The organism is Stenotrophomonas sp. 80084_Sma, assembly GCF_056481995.1.
This window is the reverse complement of record NZ_CM151177.1, coordinates 1054050-1070968: the sequence shown is the minus strand read 5'-3', so window position 1 is coordinate 1070968 and position 16919 is coordinate 1054050. Positions and strand designations below refer to the sequence as shown.

The window sequence follows — 16919 nt, the reverse complement described above, 5'->3', positions numbered from 1 at the left end:
GTGCGGACCAACGGTCCGCACCCACCTCAGTTTGCACCCACCCCGGTCCGCACCCGCCAGAGTCAGGGTGGCCCGGCGGTCAGCCCTTGGCCTGCGCGGCGCGCTGCGCGTTGTAGCGCTCACCGACAATCGACACTTCATCCAGCGCCTGCGCGATGCGTTGCAGTTCCTCCGGCGCCAACTGCAGGTCGGCCGCGCCCAGGTTTTCTTCCAGGCGATGGATCTTGGTGGTGCCCGGAATCGGCACGATCCACGGTGCCTGCGCCAGCAGCCAGGCCAGCGCTACCTGCGCCGGCGTCGCGCCACGTGCGGCAGCGATCGTGCTGATGCGGTCAACCAGCGCCTGGTTGGCACGACGCGCCTCCACTTCAAAACGCGGTACGGTGTTGCGGAAGTCGTTGGCGTCGAAGGTGGTATCGGCGTTGATCGCGCCGGTCAGGAAGCCACGGCCGAGCGGGCTGAACGGCACGAAACCAATGCCCAGTTCCTGCAACGTCGGCAACAGTTCGCGCTCCGGCTCACGCCACCACAGCGAGTACTCGCTCTGCACGGCGGCCACCGGCTGCACTGCATGGGCGCGACGCACGGTGGCGGCACTGGCCTCGGACAGGCCGAAGTGGCCGACCTTGCCTTCGGCGATCAGGTCGCGCACGGTACCGGCCACATCCTCGATCGGCACGTTGGGGTCGACGCGGTGCTGGTAGAACAGGTCGATATGGTCGGTGCGCAGGCGCTTGAGGCTGGCCTCCGCCACCGCGCGGATGTTCTCGGGACGGCTGTCCAGCCCGGTATCGACGCGCGCATCCTTGAAGCCGAACTTGGTGGCGATCACCAGCCTGTCGCGGTACAGCGCCAGCGCCTCGCCGAGCAGGTCTTCGTTGGTGTAGGGGCCATACACTTCGGCGGTGTCGAAGAAGGTCACGCCACGCTCGACGGCGGCCTGCAGCAGGGCGATGCCCTGGCTGCGCTCCACCGGTTGGCCGTAGCCATGGCTCAGGCCCATGCAGCCCAGGCCCAGGGCGGAGACCTTCAGGCCACTGCGGCCGAGTTCACGTGTCTGCATCGTCGTGCTCCAGAGGGGGAGCGCTGACGATACGCCTGCAAGGGCAACCGATTGAATGGGCAGCGTTGCAGTTGGTCATGACTGGAATTCATCAATACGCGGGGCCGCTCGCTCGTAGAGTCGAGCTTGCTCGACTCTACAAAACACGCAGATCACCGGATCTCGGAAATCTCCACGCCATCCAGGCCCTGCGACAGGGTGCGGGCGTCGCCGCCCTGGCTGAGCTTGATGCGCAGGCGCACTTCGTTCTGCGAATCGGCGTAGCGCAGTGCGTCCTCGTAGCTGATCTCGCCCGCCTGGTACAGCTCGAACAGGCTCTGGTCGAAGGTCTTCATGCCCAGCTGGACCGAATCCTTCATCACTTCCTTCAGCTTGTGGATCTCGCCGTCGCGGATGTAGTCCTGCACCAGCGGCGTGCCCAGCAGGATCTCCATCGCCACCTTGCGCGAGCGGCCATCGGGCGACGGCACCAGCTGCTGCGCAACCACGCCCTTCAGGTTCAGCGACAGGTCCATCAGCAGCTGGTTGCGGCGGTCTTCCGGGAAGAAGTTGACGATGCGGTCCATCGCCTGGTTGGCGTTGTTGGCATGCAGGGTGCACAGCACCAGGTGGCCGGTTTCGGCAAACGCGATGGCGTGGTCCATGCCTTCGCGGGTACGCACCTCGCCGATCATGATCACGTCCGGCGCCTGGCGCAGGGTGTTCTTCAACGCGGCTTCCCAGCTGTCGGTATCGATGCCGACTTCGCGCTGGGTGATGATGCAGCCCTCGTGCTTGTGCACGAATTCGATCGGGTCTTCGATGGTGATGATGTGGCCGGTCGAATTCTGGTTGCGATAACCGATCATCGCCGCCAGCGACGTCGATTTACCGGTGCCGGTGGCACCGACGAACAGGATGATGCCGCGCTTGGTCATTGCCAGCGTCTTGATGATCGGCGGCAGGCTCAGCTCTTCCACGGTCGGAATGCGCGTCTCGATGCGACGCAGCACCATGCCGACCTGGTTGCGCTGGTAGAAGCAGCTGACGCGGAAGCGGCCGACACCGGACAGGCCGATGGCGAAGTTGCACTCGTGGGTCTTCTCGAATTCCTCGCGCTGCGCCGGGGTCATCACGTTGAGGACCAGGTCGCGGCTCTGCTGCGGCGTGAGCGGGGTCTGCGTGATCGGCGAGATCTTGCCGTTGACCTTCATCGCCGGCGGCATGCCCGCGGTGATGAACAGGTCCGAGGCGCGCTGGTGCGCCATCAGCTTGAGGAACGAAGTGAAATCGATGGTGGTCGCGGTGGTGTTCACGGCGGGCTCCCAATGGGGCATGTACCAGGAAACGGTCGGAGGCGGAAACGGCGCGGAAACGGCGGCGCACTGGCGCACGCCGTCCCGTTGCTGCCCGCCTTACTCGAACAGGCGCTTGTCCTTGGCGTAGTCGCGGGCCTGGTTGCGGGTGATCAGGCTGCGCTTGACCAGGTCCTGCAGGTGCTGGTCCAGGGTCATCATGCCGTACTGCTGGCCGGTCTGGATCGCCGAGTACATCTGCGCCACCTTGTCCTCGCGGATCAGGTTGCGGATGGCCGGGGTGCCGACCATGATTTCCCACGCAGCGGTACGCCCGCCACCGACCTTCTTCAGCAGCGCCTGCGAGATCACCGCACGCAGCGATTCGGACAGCATCGAACGCACCATCGGCTTTTCGCCGGCCGGGAACACGTCGATGATACGGTCGATGGTCTTGGCCGCCGAGCTGGTGTGCAGAGTGCCGAACACCAGGTGGCCGGTTTCCGCGGCGGTCAGTGCCAGGCGGATGGTTTCCAGGTCACGAAGTTCGCCGACCAGGATGATGTCCGGGTCTTCACGCAGTGCCGAGCGCAGCGCTTCGTTGAAGCCATGCGTATCGCGGTGCACTTCGCGCTGGTTGATCAGGCACTTCTGCGAGGTGTGCACGAATTCGATCGGATCCTCGACGGTGAGGATGTGGCCGTATTCGTTTTTGTTGATGTAGTCGATCATCGCCGCCAGCGTGGTCGACTTGCCCGAGCCGGTCGGACCGGTCACCAGGATCAGGCCCTGCGGCTGCTGGATCACTTCGCGGAACAACGGCGGGCAGGCCAGGTCCTCGAGGGTGAGCACCTCGGACGGAATGGTACGGAACACCGCACCGGCGCCGCGGTTCTGGTTGAACGCGTTGACACGGAAGCGCGCCAGCGACGGGATCTCGAAGGAGAAGTCCACTTCGAGGAATTCCTCGTAATCGCGGCGCTGCTTGTCGGACATGATGTCGTACACCAGCGCGTGGACCTGCTTGTGGTCCAGGGCTGGGATGTTGATCCGGCGCACGTCGCCGTCCACGCGGATCATCGGCGGCAGGCCTGCGGACAGGTGCAGGTCGGACGCTTTGTTCTTTACGGAAAACGCCAACAGCTCGGCGATATCCATGAGCGGCTACTCCCCAATAACGGCTTCGACTGGAAGGATCTTTCCCCGGGCGGCAGTATAGCCTCCTGATTCAACGGAACGCGTTACGTGGCCACTCCCCTGCCCCAGATCCTGAGCAACCTGCACGCCGCCGCCGAGGCCGCTGGCAGGCCCGACCCACGCCTGCTGGCGGTGTCCAAGACCCAGCCGGCCGAGGCCGTGGCCGCGCTGGCCGCACAGGGCCAGCACGCCTTCGGCGAGAACTACGTGCAGGAAGCACTGGCCAAGATGCAGGCGCTGCAGCACCTGGCGCTGGAATGGCACCTGATCGGCCACCTGCAGTCGAACAAGGCCGATGCCGTGGCCAGCCATTTCGACTGGGTGCAGAGCGTGGACCGTTCCAAGCTGGTGACCGCGCTGGCACGCCATCGCCCGGCCGCGCGTGGCCCGCTGAACGTACTGATCCAGGTCAACATCGACGATGAATCCAGCAAGCATGGCTGTGCACCGGAAGAAGTGGATGCACTGGCCGCCGCGATTGCCGCCGAACCCAGCCTGCGCCTGCGTGGCCTGATGGCGATTCCCGCACCGTGGCCGGAAGCGGAGCGCCGTCGGGATGCATTCGTGCGCATGCGCACACTTTTCCAGTCGCTGGCTGCCCAGCACGCGCAGATCGACACGCTGTCGATGGGCATGAGCAGCGACTACGCCGAGGCCATCGCCGAGGGCGCCACCCTGGTGCGTATCGGCACCGCTCTGTTCGGCGCGCGCCCGCGCCCGGCCTGATATTCCAAGGAGACTTCCATGGCAGTTGATTCCATCACCTTCATCGGCGGCGGCAACATGGCCCGCAGCCTGATCGCCGGCTTGATCCGCCAGGGCGTGCCTGCCACGCACATCCACGTGGCCGAACCGGTGGCCGCATTGCGCGAGTCACTGGCTGCCGACTTCGACGTGCAGGTGCACGACAACGCCGCTGATGCCGCCGCACAGGGCAATACCTGGCTGCTGGCGGTGAAGCCGCAGGTACTGCGCGATGTATGCCAGTCGCTGCAGGCGCTGGCACAGGCGAACCGGCCGCTGGTGGTGTCGATTGCCGCCGGCATCACCAGCGCGCAGCTGGAACGCTGGCTGGGCGGGAACCTGCCGGTGGTGCGCGCGATGCCGAACACACCGGCCCTGCTCGGCGCCGGCGTGACCGGCCTGTACGCCACCGCGTCGGTGGATGCGCAGCAGCACGCACGCGCCGAACAGGTGCTGGCCAGCGCCGGGCGCACGGTGTGGATCGACAGCGAGTCGCTGATGGATTCGGTCACCGCCGTATCCGGCAGTGGCCCAGCCTATGTCTTCCTGCTGGCCGAAGCGATGGAAGCGGCGGGTATCGCACAGGGCCTGCCTGCAGAAGCGGCGCGCACGCTGGTGGTGCAGACCCTGCTGGGTGCCTCGCGCATGCTCGATGAAGCCGGCGAAAGCCCGGCCGAACTGCGTCGCCGCGTGACCTCGCCCAACGGCACCACCCAGGCCGCGATCGAGAGCTTCCAGGCCGGTGGTTTCGAGGCGCTGGTGGATAAGGCGCTGCGCGCCGCGCAGGTGCGTGGGCAGGAATTGTCGGCGGCGAATGATTGATCCCGATGTGTGCCGACCAACGGTCGGCACCTACCAGCATCCACGCATAGCGTGGATGCTCACTGCCCCAATGTGGCCATGACGAAATCGACGAAGCACTGCAGGCGCGGACGCGGCCGTCGATCCGGCAGGTAGATCAGGTGCATCGGTCGCGGTTCCGGCAGGTAGTCGCGCAGCAGGGGCTTCAACCGCCCTGCCGCGATCTCGCCGGCCAGCAGTGCGGTCGGTTGCAGCACCAGCCCTGCCCCGGCGACGGCGGCCTCGCGCAGTGCAACACCATCATTGCAGGTCAGGCGCGCCTCCCAATCCACCTGTTCACCGTTGGCCAGCTGCCAGCCATGGCCGCCGCGCCAGGCCAGGTGGCTGAGGCAATCATGCCCCTGCAGATCCGCGGGCGTGCGCGGCGTGCCGCGCCGGCGCAGGTAGGACGGTGCCGCACACAGGCTCATTGCATACGGCGGCAGCGGCCGCGCCACCACCTCCTGCGATGGCAGCGGCCCGACCCGGATCGCCACGTCGAAGCCATCCTCGATCAGGTCTACGCGGCGGTTGCTCAGGTCCAGCTCGATGTTCAACTGCGGCTGCGCGCGCAGCAGGCCGGCCAGTTGTGGCGCCAGCACGCAGCTGCCCCAGGTGGTTGGCGCGCTGACCCGCAGCAGCCCGCGGGGTTGTACCTGCAGTCCGGCCACGTCCGCCTCCGCCTGCTGCACCTGCTCCAGCACCTGCCGGCACCCGGCCAGGTAGGCGCTGCCGGCTTCGGTCAGGCGCTGGCGGCGGGTGTTCCGTTGCAGCAGCGCGGTACCCAGGTGCGCCTCCAGCTGCTGGATGTACTTGCCGACCATCACCGCCGACACCTGCAGCTGTTCAGCGGCTCCTGCAAAGCTTCCGCACTCGGCCACGGCGACGAAGGCCTGCATGCAGCGAAGGGTGTCCATTGCTAATCCAGAGTTAGGAATCTGCGAAGCATACGCCGCTTACCTAACCCCTCTGTGAGGGCGCAGACTGCGCCCATTCCCCCTCTCGCAAGGAACGGCCATGAAGATCCTCCTCGTCGGTGCCAGCGGCACCCTCGGCCAGGCAGTCGCCCACCAGCTCGGCCAGCAGCATCAGATCCTCGCCGCCGGCCGCAACAGCGGTGAGCTGCGCGTCGACCTGACAGACGACGCCAGCGTCGCCGAACTTTTCGCGCGCACCGGTCCGGTCGATGCAGTGATCTCCACCGCTGGCAAGCTGCACTTCGGTCCGCTGAAGGACATGACACCCGAGCAGTTCAACCTCGGCCTGCAGGACAAACTGCTGGGCCAGGTGCGGCTGGCACTGGTCGCCCAGCACCACCTCAACGCCGGCGGCTCGATCACCCTGACCAGCGGCATCGTCAGCGCGCAGCCGATCCGCGATGGCGTCAACGCCACCTCGGTGAATGCCGCGCTGGAAGGCTTCGTGCGTGCCGCTGCGCTGGAACTGCTGCCGCGTGGCCTGCGCATCAACGTGGTCAGCCCCAACGTGCTGATCGAATCGATGGCCGCCTACGGGCCCTACTTCCCCGGCTTTGAAGCGGTGAGCGCACAGCGCGCGGCACTGGCCTTCCAGCGCGCGGTGGAAGGCATCCAGAGCGGCGAGACGATCACGGTCTGGTAAGAAAAAAGGGAACGAAAAGGGGACGGAGGGGATTAAGTCGTTAATGCACAAACGACATAATCCCCTCCGTCCCCTTTTCGCGGATCACTCCCAGCGCATCGGGCCGTCACCGCGTTCGCCGAGGACGTCTTCGGGGTTGGCCAGGCGGCAGCGCTGCAGCGACAGGCAGCCGCAGCCGATGCAGCCGGTCAGTTCATCGCGCAGCAGTTCCAGCATGTGGATGCGCTCCTCCAGCTCGGTGCGCCAGCGCGCGGACAGCTTGGCCCAGTCGGCCTTGGTCGGCGCGCGGCCCTCGGGCAGGCTTTCGAAGGCACGGCCGACAGCTTCCAGTGGCATGCCCACCCGTTGCGCGACGCGGATCACGGCCAACCGTCGCAGCACATCACGGCTGTAGCGCCGCTGGTTGCCCGAGGTGCGCAGGCTGCTGATCAGCCCCTTGCGCTCGTAGAAATGCAGCGCGGAAACCGCCACGCCACTGCGCTGGGAGACTTCGCCAACGCTGAGTTCCTGGGAAACCATTGCTTGACCTAAACTGCAGTTGAGGTGGCATGCTGCTATCTTCGCCGCCAGTTGACAAGCGCGGCCCGCATCTGACTCGTATGTCCCCCACTCTTTCGCCCGCCGACGCCCGTGCGCCGGCTGATACGTCGATCCTGTCTCCCCGCTATCGCGCCACCACCATCGGCATGGTGGCACTGGTGGCGCTGCATGCCTTCGAGGCCCTGGCGGTGGCGGCCGCCATGCCGACCGTGGCCGAGGCGCTGGATGGCCTGCGCCTGTATGCGCTGGCCTTTGGCGGCACCCTGGCCACCAGTGTCATCGGCATGACCCTGGCCGGACGCTGGGCCGACCGCCAGGGACCAGCTCGGCCGCTGTGGTATGGCCTGGGCTGCTTCGTGCTGGGCCTGCTGCTGGCCGGCTTCGCCATGCGCATGGGCATGCTGGTGGCCGGGCGCCTGCTACAGGGCCTGGGTGCGGGCGCGATCTCGGTTTCACTGTACGTTATGGTCGGGCGCAGCTATCCCGAGCACCTGCGCCCGAAGGTATTCGCCGCGTTCTCGGCCGGCTGGGTGGTGCCGTCGATGATCGGCCCCGCGCTGAGCGGGTTGATCGTGCAGCATCTCGGCTGGCGCTGGGTGTTCCTGGCGGTACCCCTGCTGGCGGTCCCGGCCGCGCTGCTGCTGCGCCCGGCGCTGGCGCGCATGCAACCGACCGATGCAGGAAACAGCGACGATGGTCGCGGCAACGTGGTGCGTTGGGCCAGCGGCGCCTCGCTGGCGGCGCTGCTGCTGTACTTCGGTGGCCAGCAGCGCGGCCTGCCCGCCCTGCTCTGCATTGGCGCAGCGCTGCTGGCGCTGCTGTTCTGCGTGCACCGCCTGCTGCCGGCCGGCACGCTGCTGCTGCGCCGCGGGTTGCCCAGCGTGATCGCGCTGCGCGGCATCGCCGCTGCGGCCTTCTTCGCCTGCGAAGCCTATCTGCCGCTGCTGCTGCAGCGCGAACGCGGGCTCTCGCCCAGCTGGGCCGGCGCGGTGCTCAGCCTCGGCGCATTGGGCTGGTTCGCCGGTTCATGGCTGCAGGGCCACCAGCAGCGCGGCTGGTCACGCCAGCAGCTGCTGCGCGTTGGCACACCGCTGATGACGATCGGTATCGCCGCCACACTGGCCGTGCTGTTCAACGCAGTGCCGCTGCCGGTGGCCCTGGTCGGCTGGGCCATGACCGGCTTCGGCATGGGCATGATCTACGCCAGCCTGTCGGTGCTGACGCTGTCGTTGTCCGCACCGCACGAGCAGGGTGCCAACACCTCGGCACTGCAGCTGAGCGAGGCGCTGTCGGTAACCACCGCGCTGGCGGTTTCCGGTGCGCTGTTCGCGCTGTTCGTGGAAGCCGCGCCACACACCGGCTACCTGTTGTGCCTGGCGATCACCTTCGGCCTGGCGCTGCTGGCCACGGTGATCGCACGACGGGTGTAGCACCGCCGCATTGCGGGATTGCCGGCCAGCGGCCGGCACTACCGGCTGCCGGTCCCCATGTCATCGATATCCCGGTGCAGGATGCGCCTCACCTCCAGCACCGCCTGCGGGGTTTCCTGCACGCTGTGGCCGGAGATGATCACCTTCTCCGACAGCGCGCCCGGCAGATGTGCGCTCCAGTACGGCACCAGCCCATCATCGGATTTTTCCACCGGCAGCTCCGGCTTGCGCTGGGCGATGATCGAGTGGTACTTCAGGCCCGCCTCAATCGGCAGCTGTGCGGCGGCCTTCACGAACGGATCGCTGGCCTTGAGGTTGTCGATGCTGTTCGGGATCTTCGGCTTGGCGGTGCCATCGACCTGCTGCTCGGCCTGCGCCAGCGCCATGAACACGTCCTCGAACTTGCCGAGGATTGTCAGCGGCAGGCGTACCAGGCGACCAATCAGGCGACCGACCTTGTTGCCGGCAATGTCGGTGCCCTGGTGCGGCGCGGCGATGAAGATCGCACGCTCCACGTTCGGCTGTGCCTTGAAATGCAGCAGCGGACCCAGCTTGTTCTGCACCCGCTTCAGCCGTTCCCCCTTCAGGTCGTAGTTGGCCAGCAGGTCGTTCCACAGTACATCGCCGGAATCGCTCACCAGCAGGCGCGCCAGCACGCCGCCCATGCTGTGACCGATGTAGACCATGTCCTTCGACGCACGCGTGCTGCCGTTGGGATCGAAATGCTTCAGCGTGTCGTTGAATGCATTGGCGATCTCGTAGCGGTTCAGCGCGATCGGCGCATTGGTCGGGTAATAGACCTGCCACACCTGGAACTGCTGGCGCAGCTCGGGGTCACCCATGATCTCGTTGGCCAGGTTCACCCACGCTTCCGGGCTGCTGGCCAGGCCGTGCAGCATGAAGATGATGCGGCGGTTCGGGTCCCACGGCTGCATCAGGTAGATGTGCGGCTCGCCGATGCCCTCGCTCATGCCGAACAGGGTACGCAGCGACTGCCGGGCGAAGCCACTCTGCGCCAGCCACAGGCCGTAGGCGGCAGTGAAGTTGCCGGCCAGCGGTACCTGCTCACCGTGCAGAGTGATGCGCTCGGTCGCTTCCGGCGAATAGGCATCCAGCTCGACCCGGCGCGTGCGCATCACGTCTTCCAGGCTGCTGCCCTCGAACCGCAGCAGTGCGGTGACGTTGATCGAGGACATCTCACTGAACTCGGGCACCGAATCGTCATGGCGGTGGCGGCGGCCACGACGCTCGTCGTCCTCGTCGTCCTGCGCGGTTTCAGCCTTCGGGCCGTCGGGCGCGATCACTGGCGCGACCAGTTTCGGCGGGTCCATCACCATCACCAGTTCGGCACCGAAGCCATCGCGGCGATAGGTGCTGCGAAGGCCAACGAAGCTGACCGTTCCCGCCGGCACCAGCTGCGCCGGAATGCTCTTCAGGCCCAGCTGCTGGTAGTTGGAGGCCAGCGACCAGCTACCGACCGTGAGCGGCTTCGTATAGTCCTCGCCGGCCAGCGCAGCGGCGCGTGCGCGCACGAACAGCACCACTGCCGCCTTCTCGGCCGCGTAGTTGTAGTAGTCGCGCACCTGCGTCTGCCGGTCCTCGAAGGCCCGGTCGGACGGTGAGCGGCCACTGTAGAACAGGTAGGCATAGGCATAGCGCGCGGCTTCCAGCCAGGCATCCAATGCCGCATCGCTCATCGGCGAGTCGCCTGCGGCGGTCTTCTTTGGCGTCATCGCCAATGCAGCCTTCACCCACAGCTCGGACAGCGCCGACAGCCGCTGCTCGACATTGAGGTCGTCGGTCATCAGCAGCGTGCTGCGGCAGACCAGGAAGTCCTTCTCGCACTGCGATTCGTCCAGGCCCGCTGCGCTGAGCGTTTCACGCGCGGCCGGGCTGAGCTTGCCGGTGTTGAGCACATCCGCGCGCTTGTTGACCAGCGAATCGCTGGACTTGACCTGCTTGACGGTGACCATCGCGCAGCCGCTGCTGCCCAGCAGCAGGAAGGCGGCGAACAACACCGGCAGCAGGCGCTGCCAGCGGGTCAGAAAGAGTTGGGTCATTACTGCGGGTCCTGCTCGGTGCCGGGCACGCCCTGGCGGATCACGGTGGAGAAATGCTCGCCATCACCCAGGTCCAATGCGCGCTGGGTGATGCGGCCCTTGTCGTGCAGCTCGGCGTACGGCACGCCCGGCGTGAGTGCACCGACCTCCTGCGCGTACTCGGCCAGATAGCCGGACAGCAGCAGCCGATAGTCCAACGGCAGGCGCGGTGCGATGTGGCGGGCCAGGTCGAAGACGATGGTCGTGCAGTTGCTGGTCAGCGTGTTGTAGAAGCCCGGCTTGGCATCCAGGTCACGCGCCTGTTCGATGTACGCGGCGAACAGTTCCTTCAGCTGCGCGCGGTCCATGCCATGCAGGCGGTACAGGTAGACATCTTCGCCACGTGCGTTGGTGCGGGTGCGGATGATGTCGGTCTCCTCCGAAGCCACCAGGGTCATCTCGAACTTGCGGAAGAAGCCGCCCAGCGCGGAGAACGACTCACCGCGCTCCTTGCGGATCTCCAGCGAGAACACCACGTGGCGACCATCCTCGAAACCGAACGAGATCAGCGTGTGGGCGATCGCCGGGCCCATCCAGTACGACAGCACCAGGTCGGCCGAGCGCAGCTGGTCCAGGTCGTATTCGCGGCGCACCCAGTGCGCGTCGTAGTCGGTTTCGCTGCGCCAGCTGAAGTCGCGCACGTTGTCCAGCACCACGTGGCGCCCGTCGAAGGACACCACGTGCAGGCGCTGGGCCACGTCGTCGGCCCATACGCGGTCCTGGCGCGGGGTCAGCAGCAGCCACCACAGGCCGGCCAACGCCAGCGCCGCACCGAAGGCCGTCCCCAGGCGGCGCGAGGCACCCCCGCGCGCGACCCGCCACGACGCCCACAGCGCCACCAGCAACCACAGCACGGCCACGCCGGTGGCCAGCCAACCCGGCCCCGGCAGCTGGTAGGCCAGCAGCCCGCTCACCCACAGCGCCGCCAGCGCCATGGCACTCCCTGTCATCCAACGTCCTGCGGCGTTCACTGGCATCCTGTCGAGGTCTTCAAGCCGCATAGTTAGCCACAAGCGGGTTCACCGTGGCATCTACGGACCGTTCAGGCTGGGCGGCGCACCGTCGGCGGCGGCCTCTGCGGCCAGGTTTACTTCACAGGAGCAACGATGGGCATCACTTCCGTGGCCGGCGTTCCGGTCCAACCCCGGCACCGAGCCACCTGCCACTGCGGCACGGTCGAACTGCTGCTGGACCTGCCGGACGGTATTGTCGAACCCCGCCGCTGCGACTGCTCGATGTGCCGGCGCCGGGGGGCCATTGCCGCCAGCGTCAGCCGCGCGGGCCTGCAGGTGGTGCGCGGGCAGAACCACCTGCAGCTGTACCAGTTCAACACCCATGTGGCCGAGCACTATTTCTGTGGCGTGTGCGGCATCTACACCCATCACCGGCGCCGCTCCAACCCGGAACAGTACGGCTACAACGTGGCCTGCCTGGAAGGCATCGACCCGTTCGCGCTGGGCGTGATACCGGTCAACGACGGGGTCAACCACCCGGCCGACCGCCGCACCTAGTGGCGGGTGCGCCGTGGCGGTGCGGCGACCTTCTGCCACGGTGCCATGCCACTGCGCCCGGCGCGCGCCGGGCGCTTCAGCCAGGGCCGTCGCGGCGCGGCCTGCGGCTGCGCTTCGACCGGGGCAGGTAACGGCCTGCGGCCAGGCCAGAGATGGTCGAGCAGCCACATGGCAGGTCTCCGTGGGGGACGGGGACGACCTACGCTAGCGGCACCTGGGCAAAGAACGGGTGAGGGTGCTGCGGCAGCCAGATGACAGCCGCGCCCCCCTCAGTCCTGCGGCCGTGACCGGCCCAGGCGGCGCACCAGCACGAAGAACAACGGCACCAGCACCACTGCCAGCACCGTGCCGGAGACCATGCCGCCGATCACGCTCATGCCGATTTCACGGCGGCTGACCGCGCCTGCACCGGTGGCCAACGCCAACGGAATCACACCAGCCACGAAGGCCAACGACGTCATCACGATCGGGCGCAGGCGCAGGCGTGCGCCCTGCAGGGCCGCTTCCACCGCTGAACTGCCGGCACGATAGCGAGCCTCGGCAAACTCCACGATCAGGATCGCGTTCTTGGCCGACAGGCCGATGGTGGTCAGCAGCCCCACCTGGAAGTAGATGTCGTTGACGAACCCGGCCGCGGTGGTCGCCAGCACGGTGCCGATCACGCCCAGGGGAATCACCAGCACCACCGCCACCGGCACCGTCCAGCTCTCATAGAGCGCCGCCAGGCACAGGAAGATGAAGGCAATGGAGGCGATGTACAGCCACAACGTCTGGTTGCTGGCCAATTGTTCCTGGTAGGACAGGCCACTCCACTGCAGGTCGAACCCGGGTTGATCGGCAACCAGCGCCTGCATGCGCTGCATCGCCTCGCCCGAGCTGCGGCCTTCGGCAGCGCTGCCCTGGATCTGCATCGCCGGCAGGCCGTTGAAGCGCTGCTGCAGTTGCGGCCCACGCGCCCAGTGGCTGCTGGCGAAACTGGCAAACGACGCCATCTGGCCGTTGCCACCGCGCACATACCACTGGCCGATGTCGTCGGGCACGCTGCGGTAGGGCTGGTCGCCCTGCATGTAGACCCGCTTGACCCGGCCACGGTCGAGGAAATCGTTGATGTAACTGCCGCCCCAGGCCGCGGACAACGTTGAATTGATGTCGGCCTGGGCCAGGCCGAGCGCGCTGGCCTGGGCATGGTCGATGTCCAGCCGCAGCTCGGCCTTGTCGCCCAGACCGTTCAGGCGCACCGAGGTGAGCCCGTCGTCTTCGCCGGCCGCACGCACCACCTGTTCCTGCGCTGACTGCAGGGCCACGCGCCCGGCCGCGCTGGTGTCCTGCAGCCACAGTTCGAAGCCGCTGGACTGGCCCAGTCCACGCACCGCCGGCGGTGCCAGTACATTGACCTTGGCATCCGGCAAGCTGCGGAAGTAGGCATTGGCGCGTGTGATGATCGCTGCAGCGGTGTTGTCGCCCGTGCGCTCATCCCAGGGTTTCAGTGCGAGAAAGCCCTGCCCCGCGTTCTGGCCGGTGCCGGCATTGTTGCGGCCGACCACCACGAACACCACATCCAGGTTCTGCTTTTCGTGCTCCATGAAGTAGCGGCTGATCTGCTCGCCCAATGCTTCGGTACGCGCCATCGGCGTGCCTTCCGGCGTGGAGAACTGGAAGGTTACCTGGCCCTGGTCTTCCACCGGCAGGAAGCCGGTGGGCATGCGCGCGTACAGCGCGACCATGGCGACCACCAGCAGCAGGTAGAACGCCATCCAGCGCCGCGGCCGGGTAACGACGCCACCGAGCTTTCCCTGGTAGGCCAACTGGCTGCGCTCGACGCCCCGGTTGAACGCCCGGAAGAAACGACCCTGTGGCTTCTGCGCCGAAGACGGCTTGAGCAGGGACGCGCACAGCGCCGGGGTCAGCGTCAGCGCCACCAGCGCCGACAATGCCATGGCAGATGCAATCGTGATCGAGAACTGCCGGTAGATGATGCCGGTGGAACCACCGAACAGCGCCATCGGCAGGAACACCGCGCCCAGCACCACGGTGATGCCGATCAACGCGCCGGTGATCTCGCCCATCGATTTTTCGGTCGCTTCGCGCGGCGGCAGATGCTCGTCGTGGATGATGCGCTCCACGTTCTCCACCACCACGATCGCATCGTCGACCAGCAGCCCGATCGCCAGCACCATCGCGAACAGGGTCAGTGTGTTGATGGTGAATCCGGCAACGGCCAGCACGCCGAACGTGCCCAGCAGCACCACAGGCACCGTGATCGCCGGAATCAGCGTGGCGCGCAGGTTCTGCAGGAACAGGAACATCACCACCACCACCAGAACGATGGCTTCGATGAGGGTATGGATGACCCCCTCGATCGAGACCCGCACGAACGGTGTGCTGTCACGCGGGTAGGCCACCTGCAGGCCGGGCGGGAAAGTCGGCCGCAGCCGCTCGATCTCCGCGCGCACCGCATCGGCCGTGGCCAACGCATTGGCGCCGGAGGCCAGAGTGACCGAGAAGCCAGCCGCCGGATAGCCATTGAGATAGCTGCTGGTCTGGTAGTTCTCCGCGCCGATCTCGACCCGTGCGACGTCGCCCAGCAACACCGCCGCGCCATTGGGCAGCGTGCGCAGGATGATCGCGCGGAACTGTTCGGGCGTCTGCAGGCGCGACTGCGCGGTGACCGTGGCGTTGAGGCTCTGCGTCGGGCTGGACGGCATCGCGCCCAGCTCACCCGCCGTCACCTGGGTGTTCTGCGCCTGGATCGCAGCGCGAACGTCCGACGGCATCAGGTCGTAGGCGCGCAGCTTGTGCGGGTCCAACCACACCCGCATCGCATAGGCCGAGCCGAACACGTTGATCTCGCCGACACCGGGAATGCGGCTGATCGGATCCTGCACATTGCTGACAAGGAAATCGGAGACGTCCACGCGCTCCATGCGCCGGCTGGTGTCGTACAGCGAGACCACCATCAGCGAATCGCCCTGCGACTTGGCGACCGTCACGCCCTGCTGCTGCACTTCCTGCGGCAGCCGGTTGATCGCCTGATTGACGCTGTTCTGCACCTGCACCTGGGCGATATCCGGGTTGGCGCTCTGGTCGAAGGTGACCGTGATGCGCGCCTGCCCGGACGAGGAACTGGTGGACGAGAAATACAGCAGGTGGTCGATGCCCTTGATCTGCTGCTCGATCACCTGGGTGACGCTGTCTTCCACCGTCTGCGCCGAGGCACCGGTGTAGTTGGCGGTGATGTTGACCTGCGGCGGCGCGATGTCCGGGTACTGCTCCACCGGCAGCTGGGTCACCGCGATGGTGCCGAAGGCCATGATGCAGATCGCCAGGACCCAGGCGAATACCGGGCGATGGATGAAGAAGCGCGGCAGCATCTGCTCAGTCCTTCCCGACCGGTGCCGGTGCAGGCTTCACCCGCACCGTCATGCCATCGGCCAGGCCCTGCGCGCCGGCCACCACCACCTGCTCGCCGGCGGCCAGGCCATCAAGGACCAGCCACTGGTCGCCGATCGCACGCGCGGTGCGGAACAGCCGCAGCCGCGCCTTGCCGTCCTTGTCCACCAGCCACGCCTGTGCCTCGCCCTTGGGGCTGCGGTCGACCGCAGCCTGTGGCACCAGCAGCGCCTGCTGGCGGATTCCCTGTCCCACCAGCGCGCGCACGTACATGCCTGGCAGCAGCTGCCCATCCGGGTTGGGGAAACGCGCCCGCAGGGTGATGCTGCCGGTCTCCTGCTGCACGTCCACGTCGGCGAATTCCAGCGTGCCGGGCAGCGGGTAGTCGGTGCCATCGGACAAGCGCAGCCGCACCGGTGCTGTGTCGGCCTGCACGCCACCGTCGGCGATGGCGCGGCGCAGTGCCAGGTACTCATTGCTGGACTGGGTGATGTCCACGTTCATCGGGTCCATCTGCTGCACCCGTGCCAGTGGATCGGCCTGGCCCGAGGTGACCAGCGCCCCCGGCGTGAACAGCGCGCGGCCGATGCGCCCGGCAATCGGCGAGGTCACCGTGGCGAACCCCAGCCGTGTGCTGGCCGTGTCACGCGCGGCCTGTGCGGCCTGCGCCGCGGCGGCAGCCTGCTGGTCGCTGGCGATCGCATCGTCCACGTCCTGGCGCGCGGCCAGCTGGTCCTTGCCCAACGCCTGCATGCGCTGCGCCCGCAGGCGCGCGGTCACCGCAGCGGCCTCGGCGGTCTTCAGGTTGGCCTGCGCCTCGTTCAGCGCCGCCTGGTACAGCGCGGGCTCGATCTGGAACAGTGGCTGCCCGGCCTTCACCCACTGGCCCTGCTCGAACAACCGCTTCACCAGCACGCCATCGACCTGCGGGCGCACGTCCGATTCCTGCGAGGCGACGCTGCGCCCGGGTAGTTCCTGCTGCAGTGCCAGCGGCTGGCTGCGCAGGGTCAGCACGGTCACCTCCGGTGCCGCGGCGCCGGGCTTGGGCGCGTCCTTGCCGCAGGCGCTGAGCAGGCCCGCCAGGGCAAGCGCCAGCAGCGGCAGGCCCGCGGTTCGCGGCAGCCGCCAGGCACGGTACGGACGGGAGGGGTTCGGAAGGATCATCGGCTGCAGGGTTCCACGCGTGGGGGAGCGTTCGGCGCCGAATATAG

At 67.1% G+C, this 16919-nt stretch carries 15 protein-coding genes; 5 read left to right on the top strand and 10 right to left on the bottom strand.

The annotated features are described in order from the left end of the window. Positions 1-79: 79 nt before the first annotated feature. The 3 genes from ACZK3W_RS05005 to ACZK3W_RS04995 form a co-directional block, all read right to left on the bottom strand. Positions 80-1063, bottom strand: a complete 984-nt coding sequence (locus tag ACZK3W_RS05005) for an aldo/keto reductase (RefSeq protein WP_478450533.1) — start codon at positions 1061-1063, stop codon at positions 80-82. Between the two features lie 152 nt (positions 1064-1215). After that, the gene (locus tag ACZK3W_RS05000; protein ID WP_049400675.1) at positions 1216-2379 is read right to left on the bottom strand and encodes a PilT/PilU family type 4a pilus ATPase; all 1164 of its coding nucleotides are present in this window, start codon (positions 2377-2379) and stop codon (positions 1216-1218) included. A 78-nt stretch (positions 2380-2457) separates the two neighbouring features. Next, positions 2458-3495, bottom strand: a complete 1038-nt coding sequence (locus ACZK3W_RS04995) for a type IV pilus twitching motility protein PilT (protein ID WP_006422551.1) — start codon at positions 3493-3495, stop codon at positions 2458-2460. Between the two features lie 87 nt (positions 3496-3582). Here ACZK3W_RS04995 and ACZK3W_RS04990 point away from each other — a divergent pair, with 87 nt between their 5' ends. Together ACZK3W_RS04990 and proC are read left to right on the top strand one after the other, a co-directional pair. Then, on the top strand, positions 3583-4260 hold the full coding sequence (locus ACZK3W_RS04990) for a YggS family pyridoxal phosphate-dependent enzyme (RefSeq protein WP_125895217.1): 678 nt from the start codon (positions 3583-3585) through the stop codon (positions 4258-4260). 18 nt (positions 4261-4278) lie between these two features. Further along, positions 4279-5100: a pyrroline-5-carboxylate reductase gene (gene proC / locus ACZK3W_RS04985; RefSeq protein WP_478450532.1), complete on the top strand. Its 822-nt coding sequence runs from the start codon at positions 4279-4281 to the stop codon at positions 5098-5100. Between the two features lie 59 nt (positions 5101-5159). On the opposite strand, the gene ACZK3W_RS04980 is transcribed toward proC, so the two are convergent. Continuing rightward, positions 5160-6035, bottom strand: coding sequence for a LysR family transcriptional regulator (locus ACZK3W_RS04980; protein ID WP_132809399.1), 876 nt, complete (start codon positions 6033-6035; stop codon positions 5160-5162). A 100-nt stretch (positions 6036-6135) separates the two neighbouring features. Between ACZK3W_RS04980 and ACZK3W_RS04975 the strand changes: the two genes are divergently transcribed. Further along, positions 6136-6738 carry a short chain dehydrogenase gene (locus ACZK3W_RS04975; RefSeq protein WP_100437442.1) on the top strand — a complete coding sequence of 201 codons (603 nt, stop codon included), beginning with the start codon at positions 6136-6138 and terminating at the stop codon, positions 6736-6738. Between the two features lie 84 nt (positions 6739-6822). On the opposite strand, the gene soxR is transcribed toward ACZK3W_RS04975, so the two are convergent. Beyond that, positions 6823-7257 (bottom strand): redox-sensitive transcriptional activator SoxR, encoded by a 435-nt coding sequence (soxR, locus tag ACZK3W_RS04970; protein ID WP_032127734.1) that lies wholly within the window; start codon positions 7255-7257, stop codon positions 6823-6825. Positions 7258-7286: 29 nt separating this feature from the next. On the opposite strand from soxR, the gene ACZK3W_RS04965 reads away from it, so the two are divergent. Further along, positions 7287-8708, top strand: coding sequence for an MFS transporter (locus ACZK3W_RS04965; RefSeq protein ID WP_478450531.1), 1422 nt, complete (start codon positions 7287-7289; stop codon positions 8706-8708). Between the two features lie 38 nt (positions 8709-8746). On the opposite strand, the gene ACZK3W_RS04960 is transcribed toward ACZK3W_RS04965, so the two are convergent. Both ACZK3W_RS04960 and ACZK3W_RS04955 read right to left on the bottom strand, forming a co-directional pair. Further along, positions 8747-10768: an esterase/lipase family protein gene (locus tag ACZK3W_RS04960; protein ID WP_478450530.1), complete on the bottom strand. Its 2022-nt coding sequence runs from the start codon at positions 10766-10768 to the stop codon at positions 8747-8749. After that, a complete protein-coding gene (locus ACZK3W_RS04955) occupies positions 10768-11742 on the bottom strand; it encodes an Lnb N-terminal periplasmic domain-containing protein (RefSeq protein WP_180838216.1) in 975 nt (324 codons plus the stop codon). Before ACZK3W_RS04955 ends, ACZK3W_RS04960 begins: the two co-directional genes overlap by 1 nt. A 171-nt stretch (positions 11743-11913) precedes the next feature. Here ACZK3W_RS04955 and ACZK3W_RS04950 point away from each other — a divergent pair, with 171 nt between their 5' ends. Further along, complete coding sequence (locus ACZK3W_RS04950; RefSeq protein ID WP_180838206.1) at positions 11914-12318, top strand: GFA family protein; 405 nt, start codon at positions 11914-11916, stop codon at positions 12316-12318. Here ACZK3W_RS04950 and ACZK3W_RS04945 read toward each other — a convergent pair. From ACZK3W_RS04945 to ACZK3W_RS04935, 3 genes are all read right to left on the bottom strand, one after another. After that, entirely contained in the window at positions 12315-12488 is a 174-nt protein-coding gene (locus ACZK3W_RS04945) for a hypothetical protein (protein WP_180838205.1), read from the bottom strand. The two genes, ACZK3W_RS04950 and ACZK3W_RS04945, sit on opposite strands and share 4 nt — an antisense overlap. 99 nt (positions 12489-12587) lie before the next feature. Further along, on the bottom strand, positions 12588-15689 hold the full coding sequence (locus tag ACZK3W_RS04940; protein ID WP_180838204.1) for an efflux RND transporter permease subunit: 3102 nt from the start codon (positions 15687-15689) through the stop codon (positions 12588-12590). Positions 15690-15693: 4 nt separating this feature from the next. Beyond that, the gene (locus ACZK3W_RS04935) at positions 15694-16872 is read right to left on the bottom strand and encodes an efflux RND transporter periplasmic adaptor subunit (protein WP_125895230.1); all 1179 of its coding nucleotides are present in this window, start codon (positions 16870-16872) and stop codon (positions 15694-15696) included. Positions 16873-16919 lie beyond the last annotated feature (47 nt).

Coding starts and splice junctions, on each gene's coding strand:
- ACZK3W_RS04955 (WP_180838216.1), bottom strand. CDS start 11,742: ATGGCGCTGGCGGCGCTGTGGGTGAGCGGGCTGCTGGCCTACCAGCTG.
- proC (WP_478450532.1), top strand. CDS start 4,279: ATGGCAGTTGATTCCATCACCTTCATCGGCGGCGGCAACATGGCCCGC.
- ACZK3W_RS04940 (WP_180838204.1), bottom strand. CDS start 15,689: ATGCTGCCGCGCTTCTTCATCCATCGCCCGGTATTCGCCTGGGTCCTG.
- soxR (WP_032127734.1), bottom strand. CDS start 7,257: ATGGTTTCCCAGGAACTCAGCGTTGGCGAAGTCTCCCAGCGCAGTGGC.
- ACZK3W_RS04935 (WP_125895230.1), bottom strand. CDS start 16,872: ATGATCCTTCCGAACCCCTCCCGTCCGTACCGTGCCTGGCGGCTGCCG.
- ACZK3W_RS04950 (WP_180838206.1), top strand. CDS start 11,914: ATGGGCATCACTTCCGTGGCCGGCGTTCCGGTCCAACCCCGGCACCGA.
- ACZK3W_RS04945 (WP_180838205.1), bottom strand. CDS start 12,488: ATGTGGCTGCTCGACCATCTCTGGCCTGGCCGCAGGCCGTTACCTGCC.
- ACZK3W_RS04965 (WP_478450531.1), top strand. CDS start 7,287: ATGCTGCTATCTTCGCCGCCAGTTGACAAGCGCGGCCCGCATCTGACT.
- ACZK3W_RS05005 (WP_478450533.1), bottom strand. CDS start 1,063: ATGCAGACACGTGAACTCGGCCGCAGTGGCCTGAAGGTCTCCGCCCTG.
- ACZK3W_RS04960 (WP_478450530.1), bottom strand. CDS start 10,768: ATGACCCAACTCTTTCTGACCCGCTGGCAGCGCCTGCTGCCGGTGTTG.
- ACZK3W_RS05000 (WP_049400675.1), bottom strand. CDS start 2,379: ATGCCCCATTGGGAGCCCGCCGTGAACACCACCGCGACCACCATCGAT.
- ACZK3W_RS04980 (WP_132809399.1), bottom strand. CDS start 6,035: ATGGACACCCTTCGCTGCATGCAGGCCTTCGTCGCCGTGGCCGAGTGC.
- ACZK3W_RS04995 (WP_006422551.1), bottom strand. CDS start 3,495: ATGGATATCGCCGAGCTGTTGGCGTTTTCCGTAAAGAACAAAGCGTCC.
- ACZK3W_RS04975 (WP_100437442.1), top strand. CDS start 6,136: ATGAAGATCCTCCTCGTCGGTGCCAGCGGCACCCTCGGCCAGGCAGTC.